Raw genomic sequence first — 18,270 nt, 5'->3', positions numbered from 1 at the left:
CGGCTCCCAATCGGAGAAAAATGCGCTACAACTCCGATGATACCGGACAGAAATATCCATAATGCCGGCGCCCGTAAGGAACCTGAATTGGACAGTCTTGGAGCCCTCAATGCCTTCGTCCGTGCTGCCGAGGCGCGGAGTTTCACCGAGGCTGCCGCGCAACTCGGCGTCTCGCCTTCGGCCGTTGGCAAGGCAATTGCCCGCCTCGAGAACCGATTGAACGTCAGGCTTTTTCATCGCAGCACGCGCAGCGTCACGCTCACGCCGGAAGGCTCGCTTTTCCTTGAGCGATGCCGGCGTATTTTCTGCGAGGTGGAAGCAGCAGAAACAGAACTGATGCAGACCCAGGAAGCGCCGCGAGGAAAGCTGCGCGTCAGCCTGCCAATGGCCGGCATGTTGCTGATGCCGACATTGACGGCCTTCATGCGCGCCTATCCCGACGTCGAGATCGACCTCGACTTCTCCGATCGCCTCGTCGACATCATCGATGAAGGATTTGATGCCGTGGTGCGAACCGGCGAAATCGGCGATTCCAGACTGATGACCCGCCTGATCGGGACCTACCACCCCGTTCTGGTGGGCTCACCCGCCTACTTTGAGACCCATCGCACACCTCGGACGCCGCAAGAACTCTCACATCACCTCTGCCTGCACCATCGGTTTCCCTCAACCGGCAAGCTCGAGCCATGGCCGCTCGCGCATGACGGTTCTCCGCTCGACATCGATCTGCCGAAGACGGCCGTGTCCAATGCGTTGGAGCCCTTGATCCATATGGCCGAGCAGGGACTTGGCATTGCCTGCCTTCCGGATTTCACGGTGAGAGAGCAGCTTGCTGCCGGCGCGCTCGTGGCGGTGCTGGAAGGGCATCTGATCCAGTGCGGCAGCTATCGCGTTCTTTGGCCGTCAAGCCGGCACCTGTCGCCGAAGTTGCGCGTCTTCGTCGACTTCATGGCCGCAAACCTCTTCGCCCCGGTTCGGCCATCGGCTCAATAGGAACAACACCAACCTGTCGATGTGACCCGACACATGCCGTTTTCAAGCGCAATCAAAAGAACCGGAAAGGCGCTCCGAAATCGAAGCGCGCCTCCGAATGCATGACATGCTAGGAATGGATCACCGGAAAACGCGAAGTTTTCGCCGACCTGCGCTTGTCGAAGATCGCCCTGACCGCGCGTGTCGAGCCGTCTTCCATCTTCACGGTCATGTCCATGTAAAGGTGCCTGTCGACAAGCGCGATGCGGATATCGAAGGGTTGACCGCGGTAGTGGCTGTCGCCGCCCTCGCTCCAGCGGCCGATCCCTTCGGCGCTAAAGCCGCCTCCGGCACGACCGAGATGCATCACCGCGAACCATCCGTCCTTGCCCGTCACCTTGAGGACCGGACCGTTTCGGCTGATTTCGACCCAGCAGGTCTCGCAGCCGTCGGTGCCTGAGGCAACCTGCTGCCATTGTCCCGGGAAGCTGGCGCTGCTGGCGTTGACGATTGCCGGACAGAGAACGACCGCCAGCATGAGCATCAGACCGGGCAGGTAGAAGGTCAATCTCCAAGAAATCATCGAACAGGATCCCAAACGAACGGCACCGGATTTCGCTCCGGCGCATTGGACCATTACTGTTTCGCATTGCGGCAACGTTGCATGATCGCTAACATCATTCCGCCCCCGACAGCGGGTTTGCGGGCAGTGCCCGCTATGCCTGGCCGCGATAGCCGCTCCATGACCGATCTCGGGCGTTTTCCCGCTTGAGTTGTCCCTCGACAATTTCCCTCGGATTCCGGAAAGTGTTTTCGCTCCGGCGACACTTGCGACATTCTGTCTCGACAACCGAAGATGGCGGTTCCCCTGTTGGAGGACGGGGGAGCCGGACTGGTCGATGTAATGGGAGGAGGAACCATGAGCGACGTTTCCAGCATACACCCGGTGGACGAGAAGCTGCCAGTAGGCAGACTTGCCACCCTTGGGATCCAGCATGTGCTTGTCATGTATGGCGGCGCCGTCGCGGTACCGCTGATCGTCGGCCGCGCGCTGCAGCTCAGCCCCCAGGACGTCGCTTTCCTGATCTCCGCCGACCTTTTCGTCTGCGGTCTCGTCACCATCATCCAGTCGCTCGGCATCGGCCGCAGCATCGGCATCCGCCTTCCCGTCATGATGGGCGTCACCTTCGCTTCCGTCGGCCCGATGGTCTCGATGGCGGCGATGACACCCGGGCAGGAGGGGGCACGCATGATTTTTGGCGCGATCATTGGCGCCGGTCTCGTGGCGCTGCTGCTCGCGCCGCTGATGGGCAGGCTACTTAAGTTCTTTCCGCCGATCGTCACCGGCACCATCATCCTCGTCATCGGCGTTTCGCTGATGCGGGTGGGCGTGAACTGGATTTTCGGCAACCCTTTCGGCCCGACGGCGCCGAAGCTTGTCGACCCAACCCACGCAGAGTGGCTGGCTGAATTGAAGAAAGTGGCGGCGACCGGTGGTCCGGCGGTGCCGGATGGCCTGGTGCTGGGCGCCACGGTGCCGAACCCGCTCTATGCGGAGCCAAGCCATATCGCGCTGGCTGCCTTCGTGCTTGTCTCCATTCTCGTGATCGCGCGCTTCGGCCGCGGGCTGATCAGCAACATCGCAGTGCTGACCGGCGTCGTCGTCGGCTGTGTCGTCGCCGCAGCACTTGGCATGATGCATTTCGACCGAGTGGCCGATGCCGGCTGGTTCGCCGTGGTCACGCCGCTGCGCTTCGGCATGCCGATCTTCGATCCGGTGCTGATCGCCACCATGTCGCTCGTCATGATCGTGGTCATGATCGAATCAACAGGCATGTTCCTGGCGCTGGGTGAAATGACCAACCGCGAGGTGTCGCAACAGCAATTGACGGCGGGTCTCAGGGTCGATGGCCTTGGCACCATGATCGGCGGCCTGTTCAACACCTTTCCCTATACGAGCTTCTCGCAGAATGTCGGCCTCGTCGGCGTCACCGGCGTGAAGAGCCGCTATGTCTGCGTGATGGGCGGCGTGATCATGATCGTGCTCGGTCTGATCCCGAAGATGGGAGCGCTGGTCGAGGCGGTCCCCACCTTCGTTCTCGGCGGCGCCGGTCTGGTGATGTTCGGCATGGTGGCGGCCACCGGCGTACGGATCCTGTCGACCGTCGACTTCAAGTCGTCGCGCAACAACCTCTTCGTCGTCGCCGTCTCCGTCGGCTTCGGCCTGATCCCGCTGATCGCGCCGAACTACCTGATGTGGCTGCCACATGCGATCCACCCGATCATCGAGTCCGGCATCGTGCTTGCCTCGATCTCCGCGGTGGTGCTCAACGCCTTCTTCAACGGACTGCGCATCGAAAACTCTGCCTGCGTCGACGCCGCGAAGCTCGCCGACAGCCATTGATCTGACCAGAAAACCGAAGCCCCGGCCTTCCGAAAGGAGAGCCGGGCTTTGCCGTTTCAGCCACCTCGAGGAAGCTCGACACTTCGACCGCCGCCGAAGCATTCGCTGTCACCATCGTCCTAAAAGGATGGCAACGACGACGACACGAAGGTTTCGATCCATGGCCAAGACCAACAACCTCACCCTCGAGCTCTCTCTTCTGCTGGCGCTCGCCACACTGTGGGGCGCCTCCTATACCTTCATCAAGATCGGCATCGGCACCATTCCGCCGGTCACGCTGATCGCCGCGCGCACGCTGATTGCCGGCATGCTTCTTCTTGCCGTTCTGCGCTGGCGCGGCCTCAAGCTGCCGCGCGACGCCGCAACCTGGCGGCGCTTCCTGTTCCAGGCCTGCCTCAACAGCGTCGTGCCCTTCACGCTGATCGCCTGGGCTGAACAGACAATCGATGCCGGCATTGCCTCCATCCTCAATGCAACGACCCCCATCTTCGCCTTCCTGATGACGGCACTGGTCACCCGCCATGAACAGGTGACGGTGCGCAAACTCGTCGGCGTCGTCGCCGGCATGACCGGCATCAGCCTCATCATCGGCATGGAGGCCTTTGGCGGTCTCGGCGAGCAATTGCTGCCACAGTTGGCCGTGGTACTGGCCACCGTCTGCTACGCGGGCGCGGCTATCTTCGGGCGCAGTTTCAAGGGGCTCGACCCGATGATGCCCGCTGCCGGCTCGCTGGTATCGGGCGCTGTGCTGCTGATCCCGACGAGCCTTATTGTCGACCGGCCCTGGACGCTTGCGCCGTCGGTGGAGTCGCTGCTGGCACTCCTCGGCCTCGCCGTCTTCTCGACGGCCCTCGCCTTTGCCATCTATTTCCGGCTGATCCAGACATTGGGCTCGGTCGGCGCCACGGCCCAGGCCTATCTGCGCGTGCCTGTCGGGGTTGCCATCGGCACAGTGTTCCTCGGCGAGAAGCTGTCCGACACGGCCTGGGTCGGCCTCGCCTGCGTCATCGTCGGCGTTGCCGCCATGACTATGCCGGCGCGCCATCGCCCGTCCGCCATTGCGGATCGCGGCTGACACGCTTCCCTCATGAAGTAAACAAGGACCGTTGCCATTGCGTAACGGTCCTGACGGACCCGGCTCAGTCCTTGCGCTTGCGGCAGTAGAGTTCAAGACGGTGGCGCACCAGATCATAGCCAAGCTCGGCGGCAATCTCCGCCTGCAGCTGCTCGATTTTGTCGGAGCGGAACTCGATCACCGCGCCGGTGTCGATATCGATCAGGTGGTCATGATGTGGCGCGTCGGCGGTCTCGAAACGAGCGGTCGCGCTCTCAAAGGCATGGCGCTGCACCACGCCCTGTTGCTCAAGCGCTGACAACGTCCGGTAGACCGTCGATAGCGAGACGGTGGCGTCGATTTCCTTCGCCCGGCGATGCAATTCGTTTGCATCCGGATGGTCTTCAGCGGTGGCGAGGATCTTCAGAATTGCGGCACGCTGGCGCGTCACGCGCACGCCGCCATCCCTCAAAACGCCTTCCAGTTCTTCGACACGATTCTTGTTCTGTTTCATGGTCGTACACTAGCCAAGGGCACGGCCTTTGAAAATAGCCAGTTGCGAATGCTTCTCATTTGCATTGACTTATGCAAATCATTCCCCTACTCCTGTTGATGTCAACATCTGGGAGTAGCGAATGATCGATCAGACGAAGCGCGCGATCCTGGCAGCGGCCGCTGCCGTGGCAACCATCGCGCTCGTTCCCGGCGCCGGCTGGGCGCAGGAGAAGTTCAAGGCAGTGACGACCTTCACGGTCATTGCCGACATGGCCAAGAACGTCGCGGGTGACGCCGCAATTGTCGAATCGATCACCAAGCCGGGCGCCGAGATCCACAACTACCAGCCGACCCCGCGCGATATCCTGAAGGCGCACGATGCAAAGCTGATCCTGTGGAACGGCCTGAACCTGGAGCGCTGGTTCGAGAAGTTCTTCCAGAACTTCGATGATGTACCGGGTGTCGTCGTCTCGACAGGCATCGAGCCGATGGGCATCGCCGATGGCCCCTACAGCGGCAAGCCCAATCCGCATGCCTGGATGTCGCCATCGGCCGCGTTGATTTATGTCGACAACATTCGCGATGCCTTCGTGAAATATGACCCCGCCAATGCCGAGGCCTACAAGGCCAATGCCGAGGCCTACAAACAGAAGATCGAGGCCGCCATCGCGCCGATCCGCACCGAGATCGCCAAGATCCCCGAAGACAAGCGCTGGCTGGTGTCGAGCGAAGGCGCCTTCAGCTACCTGATCCGCGATTTCGGCATGAAGGAGCTCTACCTCTGGCCGATCAATGCCGACCAGCAGGGCACCCCGCAGCAGGTGCGCAAGGTGATCGACGCCGTCCGAGCAAACCACATCCCGGTGGTCTTCTCCGAAAGCACGATCTCGCCGGACCCGGCCGAGCAGGTAGCGCGCGAGACCGGTGCAAAATACGGCGGTGTGCTCTACGTTGATTCCTTGAGCGAAGCGGACGGACCGGTTCCGACCTATATCGATCTGCTGCGAGTGACATCCGAAACCATCGCCAAGGGCCTTTCGCAATGAACCTCCAGGTCAAAGCCCGTCCCGGCCAGACAGCGGCATCCGGCGAGCAAGGCACCGGCATCCGTGTGACCGGAGCAACCGTCACCTATCGCAACGGGCTGCGCGCCCTGCGCGACGCGACCTTCGAAATACCGACGGGCACCATCACGGCGCTTGTCGGTGTCAACGGCAGCGGCAAGTCGACGCTCTTCAAGGCGATCATGGGCTTTGCCCGCCTGTCGCGCGGCGAGATCGCGATCCTCGGCCTGTCGGTACCGGAAGCCCTCAAGAAAAACCTCGTCGCCTATGTGCCGCAGGCCGAAGAGGTCGACTGGAACTTCCCCGTCCTGGTCGAGGACGTTGTGATGATGGGCCGCTACGGCCACATGAACATGCTGCGCATCCCCAAAAAAGCGGATCACGAAGCGGTCGAAGCAGCCCTCGCCCGCGTCGGCATGAGCGACTACCGCAAGCGCCAGATCGGCGAACTCTCCGGCGGCCAGAAGAAGCGCGTCTTCCTCGCACGCGCCCTTGCCCAGGACGGCAAGGTCATCCTGCTCGACGAGCCCTTCACCGGCGTCGACGTCAAGACCGAGGACGCGATCATTCGCCTGCTGATCGGGCTTCGCGACGAGGGCCGGGTAATGCTGGTCTCGACCCACAATCTCGGTAGCGTCCCGGAGTTCTGCGACCGCACCGTGCTCCTGAAAAACACGGTCCTCGCCTACGGCCCGACCGAAACCACCTTCACCCGCGAAAACCTGGAGCTCGCCTTCGGCGGCGTGCTCAGACACTTCGTGCTCGGCGGCGAAAACCTGCACGATGATGCCGACCCGCGGCAACTCGCCGTCATCACCGACGACGAGCGTCCGCTGGTCATGTATGGCGACAAGGACCGCATGGTGGCGCAGCCGGCGAAGCCCGAAACGACTTCGGAGACGAAGGGCAAATGATCGCCACGCTCTCCGAACCCTTCACCTATGGCTACATGCTCAACGCCATGTGGGTGAGCGCACTGGTCGGCGCCGTCTGCGCCTTCCTCTCCTCCTACCTGATGCTGAAGGGCTGGTCACTGATCGGTGACGCGCTCTCGCACTCGATCGTCCCGGGTGTCGCGGGCGCCTATATGCTCGGCCTGCCCTTTTCGCTCGGCGCCTTCTTCTCCGGCGCGCTTGCCGCCGGTGCCATGCTGTTTCTCAACCAGCGCACCAGGCTCAAGGAAGATACGATCATCGGCCTGATCTTCACCTCCTTCTTCGGCCTCGGGCTATTCATGGTCTCGCTGTCGCCGACGTCGGTGAACATCCAGACCATCGTGCTCGGCAATATCCTGGCGATCACGCCCGCCGACACGCTGCAGCTGGCCATCATCGGCATCGTCTCGCTGCTCATCCTGACGGCCAAGTGGAAGGACCTGATGGTCACCTTCTTCGACGAGAGCCATGCGCGCTCGATCGGCATTCCCACCACCTTCCTCAAGGTGCTGTTCTTCACGCTGCTCTCTGCCTGTACGGTCGCAGCGCTGCAGACTGTCGGCGCCTTCCTCGTCATCGCCATGGTGGTGACACCAGGGGCCACCGCCTATCTGCTGACGGACCGTTTCCCGCGGCTGATCCTGATCAGCGTCGCCATCGGCACGCTGACGAGCTTCTTCGGCGCCTATTTCAGCTATTTCCTCGATGGCGCTACCGGCGGCATCATCATCGTACTGCAGACGCTGATCTTCCTGACGGCCTTTGTCTTTGCCCCGAAACACGGGCTTCTTGCCGCGCGCCGGCGTAGCGCCGAACCGGCGGAGGCTGGCCGATGATCTCGCTCGACATGATGCTTGCCGTCTTCGAATTCGAGTTCATGCGCAATGCGCTTCTGATCTCGGTGCTGGTGGCGATCCCAACCGCGATGCTTTCCTGCTTCCTGGTGCTGAAGGGCTGGTCGCTGATGGGCGACGCGATCTCGCACGCGGTCTTCCCCGGCGTGGTCATCTCCTACATCGTCGGCCTGCCGCTCGCCGTCGGCGCCTTTGCCGCCGGCATGTCCTGCGCGCTTCTGACCGGCTATCTCAAGGAGAACAGCCGCATCAAGCAGGACACGGTCATGGGCGTAGTCTTCTCCGGCATGTTCGGTTTCGGCCTCGTGCTCTACACCAAGATCCAGAGCGACGTGCACCTCGACCATATCCTCTTCGGCGACATGCTCGGCATAGGCTGGCCCGACATCATCGAGACCGGCGTGATCGCGCTGGTCGCCACCGGCATTCTGGCCGTCAAATGGCGCGATTTCCTGCTGCACGCCTTCGATCCCGCCCAGGCCAAGGCCGTCGGCCTGCCGGTCAACTGGCTGCACTATGGCCTGCTGGCCATCCTGTCGTTGACGATCGTCGGCGCGCTCAAGGCAGTGGGGCTGATCCTTGCCATCGCCATGCTGATTGCGCCGGGCGCCATCGCCTTCCTGATCACCCGTACCATGGGGGCGATGCTCATCGTGGCCGTACTGATCGCGATGACGGCCTCCTTCTGTGGCGTATATCTCTCCTTCTTCATCGACAGCGCACCGGCGCCGACCATCGTGCTCTTGATGACCGCGATGTTCCTCATCGCCTTCGCCTGGTCGTCCTGGCGGACCTATCGCAACGAAGCCCGGCGCGTGGCGGCCGAATGAAAAAGAGGCTCCCCTCGCGGGGAGCCTCTTGACCTGTTCTCAGTGGCTCGGATGGAGCGCGTCGTTGAGATACATGCAGGTCAGCATGGTGAAGATGTAAGCCTGGATCAGTGCCATCAGCAGTTCCAGCCCCGTCAGCGCCACCGTCATCAGCAACGGCATGATCGCCGCCAGGATCCCCAGCGCCCCGAAGCCACTAAGGCCCACCACGAAGCCGGCGAATACCTTGAGCGTGATGTGGCCGGCCAGCATGACCGCAAACAGACGCACCGAGTGGCTTACGGGACGCGAGAGGTAGGAGACCACCTCGATCGGGATGATGATCGGCGCCAGGATCAGCGGCACGCCCGACGGCATGAACAGCCGCAGAAAGCCGAGGCCGTGCCGGTGGATGCCATAGAGCGTAACCGTCAGGAACACGAGCATCGCCAGGGCGAAGGTCACGGCGATGTGGCTCGTCACCGTGAAGGCATAGGGGAACATGCCGATGAGGTTGGCAGTGAGGATGAACATGAACAGCGAAAAGACCAGCGGAAAGAAACGCATGCCCTTCTCGCCTGCATTGTCGCGCAGCGTCTTTGCCGCAAACTCATAGAGGATTTCGGCCGCCGACTGCGCCCGGTTCGGCACCAGGCCCCGTCTTCGCGTCGACAGGATCAAGAAGAGACTCGCGATCGCAATCGTCAGCACCATATAGGCGGCCGAGTTGGTAAAGCTGATCTGGTGGCCGCCGACCTCGGCGATCGGAAGGAGCGACTTGATCTCAAATTGTTCGATGGGTCCGGCCATCATCAACCTCGTGCGTTGGTGACGAAACATCGGCGGCACGCGTCGGTGGCCGCCGACGCGTCAATGTGTGGGATARGCGATCGGCGGCCGAGATCGTTCCACGAAGCGCGCGCTTGCAATGGATTGATCAGGCTGTTTCGGGAAAGGAAAGCTCGCGCGGACGTGTCCCGCGCTTTGGGACTGCATGATGCGATAGACTCCAAGTATCTCGATCGAGATACTGGGGCCGTCCCCATGCGTAGCACCGACGCGGGTCGTCCCGCGTGCGCCTGACCTAGAGGCAATTTGCAGTCGGGTCAAGTCGACGCTTGCCGGCCCATGCGGACGCAGGCTAGCCGAAACGGCGATGATCGGCGAGCACGTCTTCGATCACCGCAGCTTGCTTCGCCTTCTCGTTGTCGGCCGCCCCGGTCATGCCGGCCAGCACGATCAGCGCCTTCCAGAGCGTCCAGCCACGGCCGCGGGCCCAGGCGCCGCGATCGAGCGCCATGCCATCGCGGAAGACTTCACGGCTTTCGCCATGGAAGAACGTCCAGGCGATCGCGAGGTCGCAGGCGGGGTCGCCGACGCCAGAAGTGCCAAAATCGATGACGGCACTTAAACGGCCATTCTCGACCAGAAGATTGCCCCAGGCGATGTCACCGTGAAACCAGACTGGCGCGCCCTCAAACGGTTGGGCGAGTGCTGCGTCCCACACCTCGCCTGCCGCCGCCGTATCGACCTGCCCGTCGAGCAGCGTGAGCGCCTGGCGCGTCTGCTCATGATAGAAGGCCGGCGGACCGCCGCGGTGGAAATTGTGGTCGCCGGGCAAGGGTCCGCCGGCGGCATCCGCCTGCCGCAACGCACGCAGAAACCGCGTGAGATCCTTTGCCCCCTCGCGAAGATCTGCAACCCGGTGCTTCGCCAATGTTTCCCCCGGAAGCCAGCGACAGACGGACCAGGCCCACGGAAACCCTTCGCCCGGCACACCCTTGGCCAGAGGCACCGGTATGGGCAACGGCAATTGCGGCGCCAGCCGCGGCAGCCAGCGGTGCTCCTTCTCCACCTGCAGCACGTAGTGTTCGGCGCTCGGCAGGCGCACGGTCATCTCTTCGCCGAGCATGAACGTCCTGTTGTCCCAGCCGCCGGGCTCGATCGGGCGCACCTCAAGATCTGACCACTGCGGAAGCTGTGTCGCGATCAGCCGCCGTACCAGCGACGCATCGATCACGAGTTCGGCCGGATTTTCTGCCATGGTATGTCCCATCTGCTGTGTCGGGCCTCGAAACTATGTGATTGCTCCTGGATTTCAACTTCCTGGTTCAGCGAAACTCTCCTTCAGCGGCGCGTTGTGCCAGGATGCAACAGCCACTCGCCGATATCGACGGTTGCATATTGCCGCCGCTGCGGATTTCGGGGATGAAGAGGGTCCAGACCCGTTGATAACCGAGATCATGGAAGCCCGGCCGACCGATCACCTTTTGCTGGAGGTCTCGCGCCTCGTCGCGCCCCGTCGGGCAGGCGGGGCAGCATGAGCGCGACCCGTTGCAAGACGCCGGCTCCAAAACGTGCTGGGCGAACGGGACTTCGGTTCTTTCTCATCGCCCTCATCCTGATCGTCACCGCCATTCTCGCGACGGCCCTGCTCGCCAACGAACAGCGCAACCTCAGGAAAGTGCTCGTGGTGCTGGGCCTGCCGACGACCTTCCTTGACAAGAGCAAGCCCGCCGAACCGCTGGCCGGCAAGCCGGCACGGCGTGAACAACCGCGCATCGCACTGCCCACCTGGACCTTCCAGGATCTGCAGACGCCGGAGCAGCAGTTCCTGCGCGTCATCCGCAGCGACCCGAAGGCGCTCTGCGACGAGTTGCGTGACGCCGGCTTCCGTGACCTCGAATGGAAGGCGGGTGCCGGCGAACGTGCCCAATGGGAATGTTCGTCGCTTGTCTCCTTCCCGCGCCCAGGCGAGGGCAAGCCGTCATCGATCTTCATCTTCGTCAAGGGCAGCGGCGAGGAGGAAATCTCTTCGTTCCGCGTCAAGCTCAACATCGAACGACCGGAGGACCGCCAGGCCGTGACCATGGCCGCGGCGCGCGCGGCGTCCGTATTCCTCGACCACGTGCGCTGGGCCGATGCTGCAAGCGTCACTCTGCAGATCCAGGCGCTGAAGGAATTCGACCTCAAGCGCTTCGGCAGCCGCATCCAGTTCAAGCGTGAATCCGACGAAGCGACGCCGCGTTTCAACTTTCTTGCCAATCAGCCGCCGCGGGCGCGACCGAAGAGCATTGCCGAGCTCTATTTCGACCGGAGCAAATGGCTCGCCTATGGCGATGCCGAACTGCGCAGCTTTATCAAGGGCCCGACGGACTGGAACGTGCCGGCGAAAGTACCGGATGGGAAGGAACCCGCCACGGCACCATGACGATCTTCCGTCCGCGGGCCAACGGAAGCACCGTCTACCGGTCGATTCGGGTCGAGAGGATGATCGACGACAGCGTCCGGTCGACGCCGTCGATTTCACCGATGCGGTCGATCAGCAGATCGAGTTCGCTGATCGATGTCGCCGCGACCACGGCGATGAGATCGAAGCTGCCGCTGACCGAATGCAACGTCTGGATTTCGCGGATGGCGCTCAGCTCCGGGGTCACGCGAGAGAGCGCCCGCGGCGCGATGGTGATCAGCACATGCGCCTTGACCAGCCCCTTCTCATAGCTCTCCGACAGCCGCACGCCATAGCCGGCGATGATGCCCTCGCGCTCCAGGCGTTCTATTCGCGCCTGCACGGTCGTGCGCGACAGGCCAAGCCGCCGGGCAATCGTCGCGGTCGGCATCCGGGCATTTTCGCTGAGGATGGCCAAGAGCTCCCGATCCTTGTCGGTGATTTGCATATCGTCCGTCCGTTTAGGCAATCTGCCGAATAACACTAGTCGATTTAGTCATTTCGGCGCTTCAAATCAACAGCCACCGAGTGGACAATAGGCACAGATACAGTTCTCATACCCCGGGGGAAAGAATGAAGAATATCGTCGTCATCGGAGCAGGCAAGATCGGCTCCACCATCGCTCGCATGCTCGCCCACACCGGCGACTACAGCGTCTGCGTCGCCGACCGCAGCGCCGAGCAGCTGGAGCAGATCGAGAAGCACGCCGCGATCACGACGGCAACCGTCGACATCGGTGACAAGAAGGCGCTCGTCGCCCTTCTCTCCGGCAAGTTCGCCGTGCTCAGCGCCGCTCCGTTCCACCTGACGGTCGCAATCGCCGAAGCGGCCGCAGAAGCCGGCATCCACTATCTCGACCTCACCGAAGACGTCGAATCCACCCGCCAGGTCAAGGCGATCGCCGCCAAGGCAAACACCGCCTTCATTCCGCAGTGCGGCCTGGCACCGGGCTTCATCTCGATCGTCGCCAACGATCTCGCCAGCCGCTTCGAGACGCTGGAAAGCGTGCGCATGCGTGTCGGCGCCCTGCCGCAGTACCCGTCCAACGCTCTGAACTACAACCTGACCTGGAGCACCGACGGCGTMATCAACGAATACATCGAGCCCTGCGAAGCGATCGTTGAAAGCAACCTCATCGAAGTGCCAGCCATGGAAGAGCGCGAAGAATTCTCGCTCGACGGCGTCACCTACGAAGCCTTCAACACCTCCGGCGGCCTCGGCACCCTCTGCGAATCGCTGAAGGGCAAGGTTCGGACGCTCAACTACAAGACCATCCGTTACCCGGGCCACGCCGCCATCATGAAGGCGCTGCTCAACGACCTCGGCCTGCGTCACCGCCGCGAAGTCCTCAAGGACATCTTCGAGAACGCACTGCCGACCACCACCCAGGACGTCGTCGTGATCTTCGTAACGGTTTCGGGCTTCCGCGACGGTCGCCTGATCCAGGAAACCTACGCCAACAAGGTCTATAGCGGCGTCGTTGCTGGCCGCATGCAGAGCGGTATCCAGATCACCACGGCAGGCAGCATCTGCGCCGTGCTCGACCTGCTCGCCGACGGCAAGATCGCCTCGAAGGGCTTCGTCCGCCAGGAAGACATCGGCCTCGACACCTTCCTCGCTAACCGCTTCGGCCATTACTACGCTCAGAAGGGCGAAACCGCGCGCGTCGCCGGCTGATCCGTCAGCTGAAACGTGCCGGAATTTGGAGCGGGATAGACATCCCGTTCTCACCTAAGCAAAGCCCGGGTCTTGGCCCGGGCTTTTTTCTTTCCGTCAGGTGCTTGGCTATCGGAACAGCCTTTAGCTTCGTCCGAATTCGTCCTCTATGCGGATGATATCGTCTTCGCCGAGATAGGAGCCGGTGCGCACCTCGATCAGTTCCAGCGGGATCTTGCCGGGGTTATGAAGCCGGTGAACGATCCCCGGCGGAATGTAGACTGACTCGTTTTCGTGCAGCATTCGGGTTTCCCCGGACATCGTGATCTCCGCCGTGCCGCGTACCACGATCCAATGCTCTGCCCGATGATGATGCTTCTGCAGCGAGATCTTCTTGCCGGGGTTCACGCGCAGCCGCTTGACCGCGAAGCGTTCTCCGTCCGAAATCGCGGCAACCGCGCCCCAGGGGCGATAGGACGTCGGGTGGATTTCCGTCAGGGCCGTCGTCTGCGGCGATTTCGCCAGCGTCTTGACGATCGCGCCGACGCTCTGGCTATCGGCCAGCCGGCCGACATAGACGGCATCCTCACCGGCAATGACGGCAACATCATCGAGCCCCTGAACAGCCAGGTGGATATCGCGCGACAGAACCAGAGAATTGCGCGTGTTCGACACCGTCGCCTTGTCGGTGACGACGTTGCCGTCGCCGTCCTTCTCACCCGTCTTCCAGACGGCGTCCCAGCTGCCGAGATCCGACCAGAGGAAGGACGACGGCACCACGGCGGCCCGTTCGGTCTTTTCAAAGACCGCATAATCCACCGAGATATCGGGTGCAGCGGCAAAGCTCGCTGCATCCAGCCGCGTGAAGTCGAGGTCCTTCTGCGCCCTGTCGAGTGAGAGCTTCGTGGCTTCCCAGACCTGTGGCGCGTGACGCTTCATCTCGTCAAGGAAAGGTTTTACCGGCAGCATGAACATGCCGGAGTTCCAGAGATAGCGTCCGGTTTCGAGCATCGTTTCGGCTTTGGCGCGGTCGGGCTTCTCGACGAAACGGGCCACGCGGTTCGTGCCCGCCGTCAATTCCTCGCCACGCTCGATGTAGCCGTAGCCGGTGGCGGGCTCGGTCGGCGTGATGCCGAAGGTCACCAGCTCTCCGTGTCGGGCGGCCTGGTGCGCCCTGAGGATACAATCGCTATAGACATCGCCGGCATCGATCTCGTGATCCGAAGCAAGCACCTGCATGACGGCATTCTTGCCGAAGCGGGCGAGAATCTGGAAGGCCGCGGCAGCAAGCGCAGGAGCAGTGTTGCGCGCTACCGGCTCCAGCAGGACGTCACCAAGGTGAACGTCGATCGCCCGGGCCTGCTCGGCGACGATGAAGCGAAAGTCGCTGTTTGTGACGATGATGGCCGGCTCGAACTGGCCGGCGTCGCGCACGCGCTCCAGCGTTTTCTGAAACAACGAACGATCGGAAAGGATCTGCAGGAATTGCTTCGGTGCGGCGGCGCGGGAAAGCGGCCAGAGGCGGGTACCCCGTCCGCCTGCCATGATCACCGGAACAATCTTCGACGTCATGCCGGCGCCTCTTGTCTTTGAGTTGATTCTTCGGAGAACACTAAAGGGCTTCTCGTGAAGAATAGCTAAAGCGCCGATCCGGGCAAGCAGTTTGCCAAAACGAAAGATGGGGCAGCATCAGGAAAGGCGGACGCGGCTTTCCGCTCGTATCCCATTGCAGCACCCTGATCTCAAGCGTCGCAAGGACCTTGCGGCCAACAAAAAACCCCGCTCGAAGGCGGGGCTTTCTCATTCGCGTCACCCTTCCGGGTGTCGCTTTCAGGCCGGGTTCACGACTTCGCCAAGCTTGGTCAGTTCGGCGATGAACTGCTCCAGGCGAGTCTTCTTCTCGTCGCCGGCGCCATCCAGCTCGGCACGAACCGCGTCGATGCGGTTTTCGAGGATCGAGCGGTCCAGTTCGTCGACATGAACGGCGGATTCGGCAAGCAGCGTGCAGCCGGTCGGCAGGATATCGGCAAAACCGCCGAACACTGCAAAGCGCTCGATCTTGCCGTCGGCCGTCTTCACCGTGACCACGCCGGGCTTGACCGTCGTCATCGTCGGAGCGTGATTGGCCATCACGGTCATCTCGCCCTCGGTCGCCGGGATGACGACTTCCGTCGCCTTTTCGGAAACGAGCAGGCGCTCGGGGGAAACAAGCTCAAAGTTGAAATCGGCCATGACCATTCACTTCTTCGTGGGCGCGCCACCCGAAGGCGGCTGTGCATGTCTTCCCTGCCTTTAGCAGAAGGCAGGATGAAAGCCTCGGCGCGCGGTCGCGCCGAGGCTTAACAGTGCTATCAAGCGGCTTCTGCAGCCAGCTTCTTGGCCTTTTCGATCGCTTCTTCGATCGAGCCGACCATGTAGAAGGCAGCTTCCGGCAGGTGGTCGTACTCGCCGTTGACCAGGCCCTTGAAGCCCTTGATCGTATCTTCGAGAGCGACGAGCTTGCCCGGCGAACCGGTGAAGACTTCGGCGACGAAGAACGGCTGCGACAGGAAGCGTTCGATCTTACGAGCGCGGGCAACGGCCAGCTTGTCTTCTTCAGACAGTTCGTCCATGCCCAGGATGGCGATGATGTCCTGGAGAGCCTTGTAGCGCTGCAGGGTCGTCTGGACCTTACGCGACACTTCGTAGTGCTCTTCGCCAACGATCATCGGGTCGAGCATGCGCGACGTGGAGTCGAGCGGGTCAACGGCCGGGTAGATGCCCTTTTCAGCGATCGAGCGCGACAGAACGGTCGTTGCGTCCAGGTGGGCGAACGAGGTTGCCGGTGCCGGGTCGGTCAAGTCGTCGGCCGGAACGTAGATGGCCTGAACCGAGGTGATCGAGCCCTTGGTCGTGGTGGTAATGCGTTCCTGCATCTGACCCATGTCGGTCGCCAGCGTCGGCTGGTAGCCCACGGCCGAAGGAATACGGCCGAGCAGAGCCGACACTTCGGAACCTGCCTGGGTGAAGCGGAAGATGTTGTCGACGAAGAACAGAACGTCCTGGCCCTTGTCGCGGAAGTCTTCAGCGATCGTCAGACCGGTGAGAGCAACGCGAGCGCGTGCGCCCGGCGGTTCGTTCATCTGGCCGTAAACCAGCGCAGCCTTGGAGCCTGCGCCGCCGCCGTGCTTGTTAACGCCGGACTCGATCATTTCGTGGTAAAGATCGTTGCCTTCGCGGGTACGCTCACCCACGCCGGCGAATACTGAGTAACCACCGTGCGCCTTGGCGACGTTGTTGATCAGTTCCATGATGAGAACGGTCTTGCCGACGCCTGCACCGCCGAAGAGGCCGATCTTACCGCCCTTTGCATAAGGGGCGAGAAGGTCGACGACCTTGATGCCGGTGACGAGGATCTGCGCTTCCGTCGACTGTTCGACGTAGGACGGCGCTTCCTGGTGGATGGCGCGCTTGCCGGAGGTGACGAGCGGACCCGCTTCGTCGACCGGCTCGCCGATGACGTTCATGATACGGCCGAGCGTTTCGTCGCCGACCGGAACCGTGATCGGCGCACCGGTGTCGGTGACCGACTGGCCGCGAACCAGACCTTCGGTCGAGTCCATGGCGATCGTGCGAACGGAGTTTTCGCCGAGGTGCTGTGCAACTTCGAGAACGAGGCGGTTACCGTTGTTGTCGGTTTCCAGTGCGTTCAGGATCTGCGGAAGCTGGCCTTCGTCAAACGCGACGTCGACGACGGCGCCGATGACCTGCGTTACGCGACCGACAGCGCCGGTTGCGGCAACTGCTGCGGTCTTGGCGGAAGCTGCCTTCCTCGGTGCAGCGGGCTTCTTTTCCGCTACGGTTTCTTTCGGGGTAGCTGCCTTAGCCATAATCCTTACCCTCTTCTCGTAACCTTAGAGCGCTTCCGCGCCCGAGATGATTTCAATGAGTTCCTTGGTGATCTGAGCCTGGCGCTGACGGTTGTAGTTAAGCGTCAGCTTGTTGATCATCTCACCAGCATTGCGCGTCGCGTTATCCATCGCGCTCATCTTCGCGCCCATTTCGCCGGCGACGTTCTCGAGCAGGGCCCGGAAGATCTGCACCGAAATGTTACGCGGAATGAGGTCGCTCAGGATCGCGCCCGCGTCCGGCTCATATTCGTAGACGGCCGAAGCATCCGATGCTTCCGCTGCGACCGGGCCGGCCGAGGCGGGGATCAACTGCTGTGCCGTCGGAATCTGGGCGATAACGGACTTGAACTCGGAGTAGAACAGCGTGCAGACATCGAACTCGCCCTTGTCGAAGAGCGCGATGATCTTGTGGCCAATCTGGTCGGCGTTTTCAAAGCCGATCTTCTTGACTTCACGCAGGTCGACACGATCGACGATCAGCGACGCGAATTCGCGACGCAGAATATCGAAGCCCTTCTTGCCGACGCAGATGATCTTGACCGTCTTGCCGGCTGCGACCAGCTTGCGAACGTGGTCGCGGGCATGCCGGGCGATCTGCGAGTTGAAGCCGCCGCAAAGACCGCGTTCAGCCGTGCAGACGACCAGAAGGTGCGTGTCATCCTTGCCGGTTCCCGTCATCAGACGCGGCGCGCCGTCGTCCGCGCCAACCGCCTGGGCGATGTTGGCGAGAACGGCAGCCATGCGCTGCGAATAAGGCCGGGCGGCCTCGGCCGCCTCCTGCGCACGCCGAAGCTTCGCCGCGGCGACCATTTTCATCGCCTTGGTGATCTTCTGCGTCGCCTTGACGGAGGCGATCCGGTTCTTCAGATCCTTAAGTGAAGGCATCCGTTATCCGTCCTAAATGAAAT

At 62.2% G+C, this 18,270-nt stretch carries 18 protein-coding genes; 9 read left to right on the top strand and 9 right to left on the bottom strand.

Going from position 1 to position 18,270, the window contains the following annotated elements; translation table 11 throughout:
• The first annotated feature begins 87 nt into the window (after positions 1–87).
• Positions 88–993, top strand: coding sequence for a LysR family transcriptional regulator (locus AB4Z53_RS09240; RefSeq protein WP_441595605.1), 906 nt, complete (start codon positions 88–90; stop codon positions 991–993).
• A 109-nt stretch (positions 994–1,102) separates the two neighbouring features.
• On the opposite strand, the gene AB4Z53_RS09235 is transcribed toward AB4Z53_RS09240, so the two are convergent.
• Complete coding sequence (locus AB4Z53_RS09235) at positions 1,103–1,555, bottom strand: hypothetical protein (RefSeq protein ID WP_441595604.1); 453 nt, start codon at positions 1,553–1,555, stop codon at positions 1,103–1,105.
• Between the two features lie 336 nt (positions 1,556–1,891).
• On the opposite strand from AB4Z53_RS09235, the gene AB4Z53_RS09230 reads away from it, so the two are divergent.
• Positions 1,892–3,376: a nucleobase:cation symporter-2 family protein gene (locus AB4Z53_RS09230; protein WP_113540994.1), complete on the top strand. Its 1,485-nt coding sequence runs from the start codon at positions 1,892–1,894 to the stop codon at positions 3,374–3,376.
• 160 nt (positions 3,377–3,536) lie between these two features.
• Positions 3,537–4,451, top strand: coding sequence for a DMT family transporter (locus tag AB4Z53_RS09225; protein WP_441595603.1), 915 nt, complete (start codon positions 3,537–3,539; stop codon positions 4,449–4,451).
• A gap of 64 nt (positions 4,452–4,515) precedes the next feature.
• Here AB4Z53_RS09225 and AB4Z53_RS09220 read toward each other — a convergent pair whose 3' ends face one another.
• The gene (locus AB4Z53_RS09220) at positions 4,516–4,944 is read right to left on the bottom strand and encodes a Fur family transcriptional regulator (protein ID WP_034802472.1); all 429 of its coding nucleotides are present in this window, start codon (positions 4,942–4,944) and stop codon (positions 4,516–4,518) included.
• Between the two features lie 121 nt (positions 4,945–5,065).
• Here AB4Z53_RS09220 and AB4Z53_RS09215 point away from each other — a divergent pair, with 121 nt between their 5' ends.
• The 4 genes from AB4Z53_RS09215 to AB4Z53_RS09200 are packed head-to-tail and all read left to right on the top strand — an operon-like array spanning position 5,066 to position 8,608.
• Positions 5,066–5,971, top strand: a complete 906-nt coding sequence (locus AB4Z53_RS09215) for a metal ABC transporter substrate-binding protein (RefSeq protein ID WP_441595602.1) — start codon at positions 5,066–5,068, stop codon at positions 5,969–5,971.
• Positions 5,968–6,903 carry a manganese/iron ABC transporter ATP-binding protein gene (locus AB4Z53_RS09210; protein WP_113540992.1) on the top strand — a complete coding sequence of 312 codons (936 nt, stop codon included), beginning with the start codon at positions 5,968–5,970 and terminating at the stop codon, positions 6,901–6,903. Before AB4Z53_RS09215 ends, AB4Z53_RS09210 begins: the two co-directional genes overlap by 4 nt.
• Entirely contained in the window at positions 6,900–7,760 is an 861-nt protein-coding gene (locus AB4Z53_RS09205; RefSeq protein ID WP_113540991.1) for a metal ABC transporter permease, read from the top strand. Before AB4Z53_RS09210 ends, AB4Z53_RS09205 begins: the two co-directional genes overlap by 4 nt.
• Positions 7,757–8,608 (top strand): metal ABC transporter permease, encoded by an 852-nt coding sequence (locus AB4Z53_RS09200; protein WP_113540990.1) that lies wholly within the window; start codon positions 7,757–7,759, stop codon positions 8,606–8,608. Before AB4Z53_RS09205 ends, AB4Z53_RS09200 begins: the two co-directional genes overlap by 4 nt.
• Before the next feature lie 39 nt (positions 8,609–8,647).
• Here the strand turns inward: AB4Z53_RS09200 and AB4Z53_RS09195 are convergent, their stop codons facing one another.
• Both AB4Z53_RS09195 and AB4Z53_RS09190 read right to left on the bottom strand, forming a co-directional pair.
• Positions 8,648–9,397 carry a F0F1 ATP synthase subunit A gene (locus tag AB4Z53_RS09195; protein ID WP_113540989.1) on the bottom strand — a complete coding sequence of 250 codons (750 nt, stop codon included), beginning with the start codon at positions 9,395–9,397 and terminating at the stop codon, positions 8,648–8,650.
• Between the two features lie 331 nt (positions 9,398–9,728).
• A complete protein-coding gene (locus tag AB4Z53_RS09190; protein WP_441595601.1) occupies positions 9,729–10,631 on the bottom strand; it encodes an aminoglycoside phosphotransferase family protein in 903 nt (300 codons plus the stop codon).
• 276 nt (positions 10,632–10,907) lie between these two features.
• Between AB4Z53_RS09190 and AB4Z53_RS09185 the strand changes: the two genes are divergently transcribed.
• On the top strand, positions 10,908–11,798 hold the full coding sequence (locus tag AB4Z53_RS09185) for a DUF6030 family protein (RefSeq protein WP_441595600.1): 891 nt from the start codon (positions 10,908–10,910) through the stop codon (positions 11,796–11,798).
• Between the two features lie 34 nt (positions 11,799–11,832).
• Here the strand turns inward: AB4Z53_RS09185 and AB4Z53_RS09180 are convergent, their stop codons facing one another.
• The gene (locus AB4Z53_RS09180) at positions 11,833–12,264 is read right to left on the bottom strand and encodes an Lrp/AsnC family transcriptional regulator (protein WP_043619168.1); all 432 of its coding nucleotides are present in this window, start codon (positions 12,262–12,264) and stop codon (positions 11,833–11,835) included.
• A gap of 125 nt (positions 12,265–12,389) precedes the next feature.
• Here AB4Z53_RS09180 and AB4Z53_RS09175 point away from each other — a divergent pair, with 125 nt between their 5' ends.
• Positions 12,390–13,493: a saccharopine dehydrogenase family protein gene (locus AB4Z53_RS09175; protein ID WP_113535242.1), complete on the top strand. Its 1,104-nt coding sequence runs from the start codon at positions 12,390–12,392 to the stop codon at positions 13,491–13,493.
• Positions 13,494–13,616: 123 nt separating this feature from the next.
• Here AB4Z53_RS09175 and AB4Z53_RS09170 read toward each other — a convergent pair whose 3' ends face one another.
• The 4 genes from AB4Z53_RS09170 to AB4Z53_RS09155 form a co-directional block, all read right to left on the bottom strand.
• The gene (locus AB4Z53_RS09170; RefSeq protein WP_441595599.1) at positions 13,617–15,044 is read right to left on the bottom strand and encodes a mannose-1-phosphate guanylyltransferase/mannose-6-phosphate isomerase; all 1,428 of its coding nucleotides are present in this window, start codon (positions 15,042–15,044) and stop codon (positions 13,617–13,619) included.
• A gap of 258 nt (positions 15,045–15,302) precedes the next feature.
• Positions 15,303–15,704, bottom strand: coding sequence for a F0F1 ATP synthase subunit epsilon (locus AB4Z53_RS09165; protein WP_113535425.1), 402 nt, complete (start codon positions 15,702–15,704; stop codon positions 15,303–15,305).
• Positions 15,705–15,823: 119 nt separating this feature from the next.
• Positions 15,824–17,341, bottom strand: a complete 1,518-nt coding sequence (gene atpD, locus AB4Z53_RS09160; protein ID WP_113535244.1) for a F0F1 ATP synthase subunit beta — start codon at positions 17,339–17,341, stop codon at positions 15,824–15,826.
• 24 nt (positions 17,342–17,365) lie between these two features.
• The gene (locus AB4Z53_RS09155; protein WP_441595598.1) at positions 17,366–18,247 is read right to left on the bottom strand and encodes a F0F1 ATP synthase subunit gamma; all 882 of its coding nucleotides are present in this window, start codon (positions 18,245–18,247) and stop codon (positions 17,366–17,368) included.
• Positions 18,248–18,270: the final 23 nt, after the last annotated feature.

This window comes from Ensifer sp. 2TAB8 (assembly GCF_052115125.1).
In the GTDB taxonomy this organism is placed as follows: Bacteria; Pseudomonadota; Alphaproteobacteria; order Rhizobiales; family Rhizobiaceae; genus Ensifer.
This window is presented reverse-complemented; position numbering and strand designations above follow the sequence as displayed.